This window comes from Rhodospirillum centenum SW (assembly GCF_000016185.1).
Taxonomy (GTDB): Bacteria; Pseudomonadota; Alphaproteobacteria; order Azospirillales; family Azospirillaceae; genus Rhodocista; species Rhodocista centena.
Map to the genome: position 1 here is coordinate 3,744,417 of NC_011420.2, position 12,103 is coordinate 3,756,519.

Below are 12,103 nucleotides of genomic sequence, written 5' to 3' on the forward strand. Positions count from 1 at the left end.
AAACGCCCCCGACCTGACAAACTCCGGCCGCGATCGGCCCGCAGCCTCAGTCTGGAGACAGCCCCTCGCCATCGAGGCTCACCGATGACCGCCCGCTTTCGCCCGACCGTCCTGGCCGCGCTCCTGCTGGGGAGCCTGTCCGCGGCGCCGGCGCTGGCCGACCCGCCGCCCTGGGCGCCGGCCCACGGCCACCACGACCGGGGACCCGGCCACCCGCCGCGGCACTGGCATCCGGATGACCACCACGACGGCCGCCACCGGGACCGGGACCGCGGCGACTGGCGCCACGACGATCACGGGCACCACGACCACCGGCGCCACGACTACTGGCGGTATGATCCCTGGCGCCACGACCATCGCGGCCGCTGGGACCAGGACGACCGCCGCCATGGCGGCTGGAAGCACGATCACCGTCGCCGGGACGGCAGGGTGGTCGTCCATCCCTATCCGGTCGCGCCGGTCTACGGACGGTTCTATGCGCTGCCCGTCGGGGTCGAGCGCGGCCGCTGCGACCGTGGGCTGGTGGATGCCAGTCTCGGAACCCTGCTGGGAGCGGTGGGCGGCGGACTCGCCGGGTCGCAGATCGGCGACGGCGACGGTCAGGTGGCGGCGACCATCGGCGGCGTGCTGCTGGGGGCCGTCCTGGGCGGCGCGCTGGATGCGCCGGCGGACCGGGGCTGCTTCGTCCAGGCGATGGAGCACGCCCCCGGCGGGAGCGCCATCACCTGGCACAATCCGGACGCCGGCATCGGGTACGAGATCGTGCCGGAGGAGGGCTACGAGCGGACGTCCGGCCGCTACTGCCGCGAATATACGAGCCGTGCCTTCATCGGCAGCCGCCTGGAGGAGGTGACCGGCACCGCCTGCCGCCAGCCCGACGGCACCTGGGAGATCATCAACTGACACCGGCCCTGCGACGACGTCCGGCCCGCCGCCGGCCGCACCGCCCTTGACGCCGGGGCCGCGCGGGCCGATCTTCGGAGAGTACGGAATCCCGCTGGAGACCGAGGCCATGGCCCGCCTGCGTTCCCTTCTCGCCCTTCTGGTGCTGTCCGCCGTCGCTGCCCCGGCGCTGGCCGACGAGCCCGGCGCCGTCCGCGGTTTCGAGCCGATCCGGCGGGCGCCCCTGCCGGGCGAGCGGGTCGGCGCCGCCCTGCCGGGCAGCCTGCCGCCGCCGCTGTTCGAGAGCGGGCGGATGGGCGTGGCCGCCGATCCGCGGGACACGGGCGCCACCGACGACCGTGACGCCGCCGTCACCTTCCACGCCTACGGCTCGCCCCTGCGCTTCGGCAGTTCCACCAACCGCACCAACGATCTGCTGGGCAGCAACTGGGTTCCCTATGAGGAGGGGCTTCAGCGGCCCTACTACCCGTACCGGCTGAACGGCGGGCTCTGGTACAATCAGGCCTGGGTGCGCTCGCTGGCCCCGACCCAGCCGGGCGACCTGCCCTCCGTGCGGGCGCCGGTGGATTTCTGGAACTTCCGATGACCGCCGCGGCGGCCCGGGCGACCCTCTGTGCCGCCCTGGTCCTGCTGTTTGCCGGTCCGGCCTCTGCGGGCGGGACCGGCCCTGACCCCGCTGCCGGAAAACCCGCCGCTGCCGGAAAACCCGTCGTCGTGGGCAACGGCCCTGCCGCCCCTGCGGGCAGCGTCAACACCTTCCGCCGCCTCGATCCGCCGGGTGAACCGTTGCCGGAGCCGCTGCCGGTGCTGCCGGACTGTCCGCGCCAGCGCAGCACGGGCGCCAAGATCGGGCTGGGCCTGGGCACGGTCGCCGGCATCGCCGTCGGCCTGCTGGCCGCGGATGCCGGCAACGACGACCAGCAGGTCGGCGCTGCGGTGCTGGGGGCAGCCGTGGGCTCCACCCTGGGCGATCTGACCGGGCAGGCCCTGGACCCGGAGAAGGGCTGCGGCACCGCCCGGAGCAAGGCCGGACCCCGGGAGGCGATGCGCGAGGAGACGGTGGTGGACCGCCGTCCGGTCGGCAGCGACACGAGCTTCATGACCTATACCCGCGAACGGGCCGCCCGCGACGGGCACTGACCCGGCTGCCACTGGCCCCCGGCAGCGAGTGACCCGGCGGCGACTGGCGCCGCCAGCCCCGCCGCAACCGTGGCTGGCGTCAGGTGCCGGCTACCGTCATCCCCTCGATCCGCACGGTCGGCGCGTCGATGCCGTGGCGCAGTTCCAGGTCGCTGGCCGGGGTCAGGTTGCGGAACATCTCCTTCAGGTTCCCGGCCACGGTCACCTCGCTGACCGGATAGGCGATGCGCCCCCCCTCGATCCAGAAGCCGCTGGCGCCGCGGGAATAGTCGCCCGTCACCCCGTTGACGCCCTGACCCATCAGGGAGGTGATGTAGAAACCCTCCCCGATGTCCGCCATCAGCGCCTCCGGGCTCAGCGTACCGGGGCTGAGGAACAGGTTGGTCGGGGAGGGGGAGGGCGGCCCGCCGGTCCCGCGCGAGGCGTGGCCGGTGCTGGCAAGGCCGAGCTGCCGGGACGAGCGCAGATCCATGATCCAGGTGGTCAGCACGCCGTCCGCGATGATGGCGCGGCGCTGCGGCCGCAGCCCCTCCGCGTCGAACGGCTTGGAACGCAGGCCGCGGCGCACGCCGGGATCGTCCACCACCTCGATGCCGGGGGCGAAGACCGGCTGGCCCAGCCGGTCCTTCAGGAAGCTGGTGCCACGGGCGATGGCGCTGCCGGAGATGGCGCCGGCCAGATGGCCCAGCAGCCCGCCGGCGACGCGCGGGTCGTAGACCACCGGGACCTGCCGGCTGCGGACCTTGCGCGGGTTCAGCCGGGCGACGGCGCGTTCCCCGGCGCGGCGGCCGATCTCCTCCGGTGGGCGCAGGTCGGCGCCGTAGACGGTCGAATGGTAGTCGTAGTCGCGCTCCATGCCGGTGCCGCTGCCGGCCAGCACGGAGACGGAGAGCGAACGGCGGCTGACGGAATAGCCGCCGAAGAAGCCGTTGGAGGCGGCCAGCGCCACGGCGGAGCGCGACCAGCTTCCGTCCGCCCCGTCGGAGTTGCTGACGCCCTCCACCGCCAGGGCGGCTTCCTCCACCCGGCGGGCAGCGTCGATCAGCTCCTCCGCGCTCGGCTCGTAGGCGTCGCACAGGTCCAGGTCGGGCCAGTCATGCGCCAGGGCGCCGGGGTCGGCCAGACCGCAGAAGGGGTCCTCCGGCACCGTCCGCGCCATGGCGACGGCCCGTTCCGCCAGTTCCCGCAGCATCGCCGGGCTGCGGTCGGTGGAGGAGACGACGGCCATCCGCCGGCCGACGAAGACGCGCAGCCCGATGTCGCCGGACTCCGACCGCTCCAGGCTCTCCGGCCGGCCCAGCCGCATGCTCAGGGAGAGCGCGGCACTGTCCACCAGCAGGGCGTCCGCGGCGTCGGCCCCGGCCGTCCGGGCCAGCCGGATCAGGTCCTCCAGGACGGAGGCGGCGTCGGGACGGGAATCGGTCGGTCCTGGCATCGGGTGCCCCTCTCTGTCGCGGTCATCCAAGGTCTAGCAAACGGCCGGCGGCGGTAGAAGTCCTGCCGTGTCCGGCCGGTCGCCATCCGTCAGGGCAGATCGAACAGGTCGAGATCGACCGATGCCTCGTCCGGGTGCATCCGGTCCCGGCCCGGATTGTCGTAGGCCACCAGCAGGCGCCGGCCGCCGCCCGGCCCGGGCAGCAGCGTGAAGCCTTCGGCATGGTCGAAACCCTGGCCGTTCGGCAGGCGCAGCACATGCACCAGTTCCTGGCGGGGGATCACGTCGGCCTGCCGGGTCCGCAGGGCGCCGGGCCAGCGCCACAGATCGACCGGCCCGTCCAGGTCCATGGTCGGGCCGGCCAGCAGCAGCAGATCGTCGCCGTCCACCTTCATGTCGCGGATGCCCAGGCCGTCCAGGTCCAGGAAATGCTTGCGGTAGGGATCGTCGGCATCGGCCGCGTCCTCGCCGCCCTCCGTCTCCCCGATGGGGGCCAGCTTCAGCCGGCCCGCCTTGCCCGGCACCAGCCGCAGTTCCAGCACCACGGCCCAGCCGCGCAGCACCGGCCCGCGCAGCCCCAGGAAGACCCGCTCGCCGCCGCTGCCGGTCGCCGCGGCGATGCCCTCCACGTCGAAGCCGTTCTCCTTGGCGGGGATCTCCAGGAAGCGGGCCAGATGCTCGTCGCCCTTCAGCGCCTTGGTCAGCGGGTTGCCGCCGCCGTCCGTCATCTTCAGGCAGCCGGCCGCGAGGTGCGTGCCGTCGGCCAGCGTCACCTCGCGCCGCAGTTCGAAACCGCCGTCCGCCGCGGGCAGGCAGGGGATGCGGCCCAGCAGCCAGCGGTTGGGATCGGTCTTCACCTCCGTCAGCCGCTCCAGCGCCGCCTCGGCATCATTCTCCCCGACCTTGGGCTTCTTGCGGGCCAGGCTCATGGAGCCGGTGACCCAGAGCCACGGCGCGGCATAGGCGATCCCCTCGATGTCTGCCTCGCCCTCCGGGCCGGCCGGCAGGTCGAAGAAGTCCGCCAGCGGGAACACCGTATGGTCCCCGGCCCCGCCGCCGCCCTTCCCGAGCCCGGCCGCATCCAGGCGCAGCCGCTCGATCTGGCAGGTCTCGTCCGACGCCGTCCACAGGCAGGGACCGCTGGTGTCGAGGACGGAGAGGTTGCGGGCGAGCGCGATGTCCACCCCCTGTCCCAGCGTGCCGTGGTGGGACAGGTGCAGCGACAGGCGACCGATGGGGCGGGCAGGTTGGGGCAGGGCAGACTGTGACCGGGCGGGCTGGGGCATGGGGCTCTTTCCTGGACGGTGGACGGGAGCTGGATAACGCATGGAACGGCATTGCCGGCCAGCACGCCATGGTCTGGCCCCCAGGAAAGGGCGCTATGGACAGCGCACAGCGGATAACCCACCTTCACACAGTATCCCATCAGGGGAGCGGAAGATGAACGTCTCCGTCACCGAGGCGATGGCCCGGCTGGACGATCTTGTCCGCCGTGCCCAGGCAGGGGAAGAGGTCGTGCTGACCGACGGCGACCGTGGCGCCGTGCGGTTGGTGCCCGTCCGTCCGGCGGTGGAAAAGCCCGGCGTGCCTGTGGAACCGGCCGACAGGGAAGCCCGCCTCCGGGAGATCGGCCGGCGGGGTCGCCAGAAGGCGGGGACGGGCCCGACCGGTGCCCGCAGCCAGGATTTTCTCTATGGCGAGGATGGGCTGTTCTCGTTCTAGAATTTTCGCTTCTTTGGGGTGAGTAGTTTTTTGTCGCCAGATCGGATGCGATTTTCTATATCCTCCCGAAAATGTATTGCGTCATCTAGGGTGCAAATAAGGCTGTAAGATTCTGCGGGTTGATATTGAAATCCAATTTCGCAATGAAAATAGTGTTCATGCACTGTATTTACTGATTTAGATATACTATCAAGTGCCCGCCGCATGAGTTCTCTGCTTGCGGGCTTTAGAGGCTCCGCGGATCGTTCAAGTGTCAATTCAAGGTCTCTGTGGGCGATATGGCGGTTGCGCCAATCGCGACAGAAACCTGCATGTGACACGGCTTCATCAACGGATACCTGAACCCGTTCCTGAATCGATGATTCTACTAAAGATGGCAAAGCGAGAATGGTGAGGTTGTTTTTGCCCCTCTGGTGAGGTGGGTCAGTAAGCCTGGCCACGTGAAGGGTCAGTGATTCCCAGAGTCTTTTCTGAATAATTCCAAAGAAATTCGGACATATTGAGTTTATTATATTAATTCTATCCTCGTTTGCTCCAAAAATCTCAACGTATTCTATCCATTCTTTGTAGAGCCCAGAAACCTCTTGGAATATTGCGTGGAAGAAGACCCCAAGATCATTTCCCATTGTCTCAACATAGTCGGCCTTTATCTCATCTGATGTGCGAATATGCGACATGAGGCAGCCTCCCTACTTCCAGATCGGCTTGCCGCTCCCGGGCAGGCCCAGCTTGCCCCAGAGGTCGGTCACCCGGTCCACCACGGTCTGGTCCATGCGCAGGACCTGGCCCCATTCGCGGTGCGTCTCGGGGGGCAGCTTGTCGGTGGCGTCCAGGCCGATCTTGCCGCCCAGGCCGCTCTCGGGGCTGGCGAAATCCAGATAGTCGATCGGCGTGCCCTCGATCACGGTGATGTCGCGGGCCGGGTCCATCTTGGTGGAGATGGCCCACATCACGTCCTTCCAGTCCCGCGCGTTCACGTCATGGTCCACGACGATGACCCACTTCGTGTACATGAACTGGCGCAGGAAGGACCACACGCCCATCATCACGCGCTTGGCGTGGCCCGGATAGGCCTTCTTCATGCTGACGACGGCGATGCGGTAGCTGCATCCCTCCGGCGGCAGCCAGAAATCCACGATCTCCGGGAACTGCTGCTGCAACAGCGGGATGAACACCTCGTTCAGCGCCTCGCCCAGCACGCTGGGCTCGTCCGGCGGGCGGCCGGTGAAGGTGGAGAGGTAGATCGGGTCGCGCCGCATGGTGATGGCGGTGACGGTGAAGACCGGGAACTTCTCCACGCTGTTGTAATAGCCGGTATGGTCGCCGTAGGGTCCCTCGTCGGCGCACTCGTCCAGGCTGACATGGCCTTCCAGCACGATCTCCGCCGTCGCCGGAACCTTCAGCGGCACCGTCCTGCAGTCCACCAGATCGACCTTGCGGCCGCGCAGCAGGCCGGCGAACTGGTATTCGGAGAGCGTGTCCGGCACCGGCGTCACGGCGGCCAGGATGGTGCCGGGATCGGCGCCCAGCACGGCCGCGGCCGGCAGCGGCTCGCGCCGGCCCGCGCCCTTCCAGCGCTGGTGGTGCTGCGCGCCGCCGCGGTGCTTCAGCCAGCGCATGATGGTCTTGTTCCGGCCCAGCACCTGCATCCGGTAGATGCCGAGGTTGAAGTTGTCCTCGCGCGCCTCGCTGGGTCCCTTGGTGACGATCAGCGGCCAGGTGATCAGCGGCGCCGGCTCGCCCGGCCAGCAGGACTGCACCGGCAGCCGGCCGAGATCCACCTCGTCGCCGGTCAGCACCACCTCCTGGCAGGGCGCGCGGCTGACGCTGCCGGGCCGCATCGCCAGCACCTGCTTGGCCAGCGGCAGCAGGTCGAACGCCTCGCGCAGGCCGCGCGGCGGCTCCGGCTGCTTCAGGAAGGCCAGCGTCTCGCCCACCTGCCGCAGCTCGTGCGGCTCCCGGTCCATGCCCCAGGCGACCCGCTCCACCGTGCCGAACAGGTTGATCAGCACGGGCATCTCGCTGCGCGTGCCGTCGGCCCGGATCGGGTTCTCGAACAGCACGGCGGGGCCGCCCTCGGCCAGCAGGCGGGTGTGGATCTCCGTCATCTCCAGCACGGTGGAGACGGGTTCCTTGACCCGGACCAGCCGGCCCGTCTGCTCAAGCTTGGCGATGAAGTCGCGGAGGGAGGAAAAAGGCATCATGTCACCGGGATGGCAACCGGGCGGGGCGCCGGGGTTCGGCAAGGGTCCCCAGAAGATCGGGGAACGCGGGCGAAGGTCAAGCGGCGACACGCCACACGGTCGTCTCCCGCACGTCGCGGTCCTCAAGCTCCCGCGTCGTCGGGACCGCATAGGTCGCCACCGCCTCAAGCCCCTGGTCGGGCAGGTAGGAGCGGCCGGGATCGCCCAGCAGCACCGTCGTCCCGGCCGTGCTCAGGCTGCGGAACCACGCCATCGCCCGCTCCGCGAAGGGGCGCTCGTAACAGATGTCGCCGGCCAGCAGCACGTCCACGCCGGGCAGCGGCCGACCGATCAGGTCGGCGCACCTTCCCTCCACCGCCAGCCCGTTCAGCGCAGCGTTGAGCGCCAGCGCCTCCAGGGCGAAGGGGTCGATCTCCGCCGCCGTCACGGACGCCGCCCCGGCCTTCGCCGCCGCCAGGGCGACCAGCCCCGACCCGGTGGCGAAGTCCAGCACCCGCCGGCCCCGCACCGTCTCCGGCCGGTCCAGCACATGGCGGGCCAGGGCCTGCCCGCCGGCCCAGGCGAACGCCCAGAAGGGCGGCGGCAGGCCGGTGCGCTCCAGCCACGCCTCCGTCGCCAGCCAGAGCGGCGTGATCTCCGTCGCCAGATGCAGCCGCAGCTCCGGCAGCAGCGGCGGGCTGGCGATGGCCGTGTGGGCGCGGATGAAGGCGGGGCGGTCGGCGGGCGGGATCGTCATGGCACCATCATAGGGCGCCACCGCCCGCCGGGGGAGGGGCCGGGGAGCAGACCCTCCCTTGAAGTTCATGGGACAGGAAAGGCCGGTTGTGCGAGACTCCGGACCGCGCCGTCGCGGCGTTTGCGGCGGTGCTCACCAGGAGGGAGGGACCCATGACGACGACCACAGAACCGGCTGCCGGAACCGCCAATGACTCTGCGGCCGCCATGCCGCCCTTCGGCAGCTTCGTCTGGCAGGAGCTGATGACCCCCAACCCGGCGAAGGCCCGGACCTTCTTCGGCGACCTGCTGGGCTGGAGCTTCCGCGAGGTCGATATGGGGGAGCACGGCCTCTACACGATCATCAGCCACGGCGGCAGGGACGTGGGCGGCATGATGAAGATGGACGGCTCGACGTGGGACGGCATCCCGCCGCACTGGATGACTTACGTGAACGTGGCCGACGTGGACGCGGCCTGCGCCAAGGTGACGGACCTGGGCGGCAAGGTCTGCGTGCCGCCGTTCGACGTGACCGGGGTGGGCCGCATCGCCGTCATCAACGATCCAACCGGGGCCGTCATCAGCCTTATCACCTTTGCGATGCCCGACGCCGCCTGAGGCGGACCGGGGGGCAGGTGCCGGCCGCGGGGCCGGCCCTGTCCGTTCTGGCGGATCCGCCTAGCGGATCTCGTTGATCAACTGGTAGGGCGGCTGCGGACGCGGATAGCCGTGACGGTAGCCATCGTCGATGCCGCCCCCGCCGCCGCCCGTGACCGCGATCTCCCGCGGCTGGGCGGCGATGCCGGCGACGATGCCGATCAGCAGCGCCCAGCCCACGAACCGGCTGGCCTTGAAGGCGGCAAGGCTGTCGGCCGGATCGTCGGGATCCCAGCTCCGCACCTGCACGACCAGCAGGGCCGCCGTGGCCAGCAGCGGCACGGTCATCGCCGCCCCGTGGCCGAGCGGCAGCAGGGCCGCGCACCAGAGCACGAAGGCACCGGCATAGAACAGGCCGACGTACCGCTTGCTGGCGGCACCGAACAGCCGGGCGGTGGACTTGATGCCGACGCGGGCATCGTCCTCCTTGTCCTGGTGGGCGTAGATCGTGTCGTAGCCCAGGGTCCAGAGGATGCAGCCGGCGTAGAGGACCAGGGAGGGCCAGTCCAGGCTGCCGCGCACGGCGGTCCAGCCCATGATGGCGCCCCAGTTGAAGGTCAGGCCCAGAAAGGCCTGCGGCCACCAGGTGATCCGCTTCATCAGCGGATAGGTGCCGACCAGCGCCAGCGACGCCACCCCCAGCCAGATCGACAGCCAGTTCAACTGGATCAGCACCAGGAAGCCGAGCAGGAGCTGGAACACCAGGAAGCCCGCCGCCTGGGTCGCCGTGACATCGCCGCTGGGGATCGGGCGCACCCGCGTCCGCTCCACCCGCGCATCCAGGTCGCGGTCCAGCAGGTCGTTGACGGTGCAGCCGGCCCCGCGCATGACGACGGCGCCGATGGCGAACAACGCCATCAGCCAGAGGTCGGGCCAGTGACCCGGCGGGGCCGCCATGGCGATGGCCCACCAGCCCGGGAACAGCAGCAGCCAGGTGCCGATCGGCCGGTCCAGCCGTGCCAGCCGGGCATAGGGACGCCAGGCCGCCGGCAGCCATCGGTCCACCCAGCTTCCGGCGCGGATGTCGGTATGGCCGGTATCGGTCTGGCCGGGATCGCTCCGGCCTTCGAAGGTGTCCACCATGATCGGCAACAGTCTGGCGTTCGGGAACGGGACGCGGGGGCGGATGTTACACGATCGGGTCCCCGGGTAGAAGCCGGTCGCTGGCGGGCGACGACTCCCCGCGCCATGTCGGCGGACTCTTGACCCGGCGGCGGGTGGCAGGGTTTGCTCCCTTAATCATGCCCGCCCCCCTTCCGCCCGACCCGGCCCCGCCGTCCCCCGCCCCGAGCACTGTCCCGACCGCTGCTGTCCCGCCGCCCGCGGCCCCGCCGGTGGCTCCGCCGATGCTGCCGCGCGCGGTCTGGATGCTGGGGCTGGTCAGCCTGTTCATGGACGTCTCCTCGGAGATGATCCTGGCCCTGCTGCCGGTCTTCCTCGTCTCCGGCCTGGGGGCCAGCGCGCTCGTGCTGGGGCTGATCGAGGGCATGGCCGACGCCACCTCCCAGGTCGTCAAGGTCTTCTCCGGCACGCTCAGCGACTGGCTGGGCAAGCGCAAGGCGCTGGCTGTCTTCGGCTACGGCCTGTCCGCCCTGTCCAAGCCGCTGTTCCCGCTGGCCGGCAGCGTCGGCATGGTGGTGGGCGCCCGCTTCATGGACCGGGTGGGCAAGGGTATCCGCGGCGCCCCGCGCGACGCGCTGATGGCCGACATGGTGGCGCCCGGCCAGCGTGGCGCCGCCTTCGGCCTGCGCCAGAGCCTGGACACGGTGGGCGCCATCCTGGGGCCGCTGGTGGCGGCCGGCCTGATGGCCCTGACCGGCGACATCCGGCTGGTCTTCGCCGCGGCCGTGCTGCCGGCGCTGCTGTCGGTCGGGCTGCTCGCCGTCGGGGTGCGCGAGCCCGCCGTCGAACGCCCTGCCGACGGCGGCTTTCCCCTGACCCGGGCCGGACTGGCCCGGCTGGGCCGGCCCTTCTGGCTGGCGGTGGGGGCGGCCGGGTTCCTGCTGCTGGGCCGCTTCGGCGAGGCGTTCCTGCTGCTGCGGGCAGAGGATGTCGGCGTCGCCGCGGCATCCGTGCCGCTGGTCTATGCCTGCATGAACGTGGCCTTCGCTCTCTCCGCCTATCCGGCCGGGCGCCTGTCCGACCGGCTGGGGCGGGAGACGCTGCTGATGGCCGGCTTCGTCCTGCTGGCCGTCGCCCATGCCGTGCTGGCGCTGGCCTCGGGAACCCTGTCGGTCGTGGCGGGCACGGTGCTCTGGGGCCTGCATCTGGGACTGACGCAGGGCATCCTGGCCGCCCTGGTGGCCGACGCGGCCCCGGCCGACCGGCGCGGCACCGCCTTCGGCGTGTTCAATCTGGTGACCGGCCTCTCGCTGCTGCTGGCCAGCCTGGGGGCCGGCGTGCTGTGGACGGCGGCCGGCCCGGCCACCACCTTCGCCACCGCCGGCGGGGTGACCTGCGGGGCGATCCTGCTCACCCTTCTCACCCGCCGGGCCAGGACCCTTCGATGACCGACCGTCCCCGCACCCGTCTCTTCGTCGATGCGCCGCTCTCCGAGGGGGCGGCCGTGCCGCTGGAAGGGGGCCGCGCCCACTATCTCCGCACGGTGCTGCGCATGCAGCCGGGCGAGCGCGTGCTGGCCTTCAACGGCCGTGACGGCGAATGGCTGGCGGAGGTGGCGCAGCTCGGCAAGTCCGGCGGCACGCTGACGGCCCTGCGGCGGGAGCGGGACCAGACCGGGGAGGAGGGGCCCTGGCTGCTGTTCGCGCCGCTGAAGGGCGGCCGCAGCGACTCCGTGGCCGAGAAGGCGACGGAGCTGGGGGCGGCGGTGCTGCACCCCGTCTTCACCCGCCGCACCGACGTGGGCCGGGTCAATCTGGAGCGGCTGGCGGCGAACGCCGTGGAGGCGGCGGAACAGTGCGAGCGGCTGAGCGTGCCGGAGGTGCGGGAGGCGTGCCCGCTGTTCAAGGCGCTGGAAGGCTGGGACCCGGCGCGCGTCCTCTTCGTCGCCGCCGAATCGGGGCAGGCGATGCCGGCTGTGTCGGCCGTCACGGCGCAGCGGGGGCGACCTGCGGCATGGCTTCTCGGGCCGGAAGGCGGCTTCGACCGGGCGGAGCTTGACGGGCTGCTGCACTTGCCTTTTGTTGTGCCCGTCGGACTGGGGCCCCGGGTCCTCCGGGCCGACACGGCGGCCTTCGCGGTGCTCGCCGTGTGGCAGGCCCTGGCCGGGGACTGGACGTCGCAAGGGGGCGCGGACTCGCGCCCGCCCTTCCGCGACGACCGGGGCTGACCGCCTGCCCGGCGGGCGATGCCGTCGCCGGCCTTATGA

13 protein-coding genes are annotated in these 12,103 nt (G+C 71.0%); 7 read left to right on the top strand and 6 right to left on the bottom strand.

Annotation, left to right across the window (positions count from 1 at the left end; all coding sequences use genetic code 11):
• Positions 1–84 precede the first annotated feature (84 nt).
• The 3 genes from RC1_RS21195 (at position 85) to RC1_RS17305 (ending at position 2,043) form a co-directional block, all read left to right on the top strand.
• Positions 85–903: a glycine zipper 2TM domain-containing protein gene (locus RC1_RS21195; RefSeq protein ID WP_012568741.1), complete on the top strand. Its 819-nt coding sequence runs from the start codon at positions 85–87 to the stop codon at positions 901–903.
• Between the two features lie 109 nt (positions 904–1,012).
• Positions 1,013–1,489: a hypothetical protein gene (locus RC1_RS17300; protein ID WP_012568742.1), complete on the top strand. Its 477-nt coding sequence runs from the start codon at positions 1,013–1,015 to the stop codon at positions 1,487–1,489.
• Entirely contained in the window at positions 1,486–2,043 is a 558-nt protein-coding gene (locus RC1_RS17305; RefSeq protein WP_012568743.1) for a hypothetical protein, read from the top strand. Before RC1_RS17300 ends, RC1_RS17305 begins: the two co-directional genes overlap by 4 nt.
• 79 nt (positions 2,044–2,122) lie before the next feature.
• Here the strand turns inward: RC1_RS17305 and RC1_RS17310 are convergent, their stop codons facing one another.
• Positions 2,123–3,478 carry a TldD/PmbA family protein gene (locus RC1_RS17310; RefSeq protein WP_012568744.1) on the bottom strand — a complete coding sequence of 452 codons (1,356 nt, stop codon included), beginning with the start codon at positions 3,476–3,478 and terminating at the stop codon, positions 2,123–2,125.
• A gap of 89 nt (positions 3,479–3,567) precedes the next feature.
• Positions 3,568–4,764 carry a DUF3616 domain-containing protein gene (locus RC1_RS17315; RefSeq protein ID WP_012568745.1) on the bottom strand — a complete coding sequence of 399 codons (1,197 nt, stop codon included), beginning with the start codon at positions 4,762–4,764 and terminating at the stop codon, positions 3,568–3,570.
• Positions 4,765–4,918: 154 nt separating this feature from the next.
• On the opposite strand from RC1_RS17315, the gene RC1_RS17320 reads away from it, so the two are divergent.
• Positions 4,919–5,200 carry a type II toxin-antitoxin system Phd/YefM family antitoxin gene (locus RC1_RS17320; protein ID WP_012568746.1) on the top strand — a complete coding sequence of 94 codons (282 nt, stop codon included), beginning with the start codon at positions 4,919–4,921 and terminating at the stop codon, positions 5,198–5,200.
• Here the strand turns inward: RC1_RS17320 and RC1_RS21580 are convergent.
• From RC1_RS21580 to RC1_RS17330, 3 genes are all read right to left on the bottom strand, one after another.
• A complete protein-coding gene (locus tag RC1_RS21580; RefSeq protein WP_148213493.1) occupies positions 5,197–5,877 on the bottom strand; it encodes an AbiU2 domain-containing protein in 681 nt (226 codons plus the stop codon). The genes RC1_RS17320 and RC1_RS21580 overlap by 4 nt on opposite strands.
• A 12-nt stretch (positions 5,878–5,889) precedes the next feature.
• The gene (locus RC1_RS17325) at positions 5,890–7,401 is read right to left on the bottom strand and encodes a UbiD family decarboxylase (RefSeq protein ID WP_041786836.1); all 1,512 of its coding nucleotides are present in this window, start codon (positions 7,399–7,401) and stop codon (positions 5,890–5,892) included.
• Positions 7,402–7,480: 79 nt separating this feature from the next.
• The gene (locus RC1_RS17330; protein ID WP_012568748.1) at positions 7,481–8,140 is read right to left on the bottom strand and encodes a class I SAM-dependent methyltransferase; all 660 of its coding nucleotides are present in this window, start codon (positions 8,138–8,140) and stop codon (positions 7,481–7,483) included.
• 152 nt (positions 8,141–8,292) lie between these two features.
• Between RC1_RS17330 and RC1_RS17335 the strand changes: the two genes are divergently transcribed.
• A complete protein-coding gene (locus RC1_RS17335) occupies positions 8,293–8,736 on the top strand; it encodes a VOC family protein (protein ID WP_012568749.1) in 444 nt (147 codons plus the stop codon).
• Between the two features lie 60 nt (positions 8,737–8,796).
• Here RC1_RS17335 and ubiA read toward each other — a convergent pair whose 3' ends face one another.
• The gene (ubiA, locus tag RC1_RS17340) at positions 8,797–9,858 is read right to left on the bottom strand and encodes a 4-hydroxybenzoate octaprenyltransferase (protein WP_012568750.1); all 1,062 of its coding nucleotides are present in this window, start codon (positions 9,856–9,858) and stop codon (positions 8,797–8,799) included.
• 263 nt (positions 9,859–10,121) lie between these two features.
• Between ubiA and RC1_RS17345 the strand changes: the two genes are divergently transcribed.
• A complete protein-coding gene (locus RC1_RS17345) occupies positions 10,122–11,285 on the top strand; it encodes an MFS transporter (protein WP_041785508.1) in 1,164 nt (387 codons plus the stop codon).
• Positions 11,282–12,064 carry a 16S rRNA (uracil(1498)-N(3))-methyltransferase gene (locus RC1_RS17350; RefSeq protein WP_012568752.1) on the top strand — a complete coding sequence of 261 codons (783 nt, stop codon included), beginning with the start codon at positions 11,282–11,284 and terminating at the stop codon, positions 12,062–12,064. Before RC1_RS17345 ends, RC1_RS17350 begins: the two co-directional genes overlap by 4 nt.
• Positions 12,065–12,103: the final 39 nt, after the last annotated feature.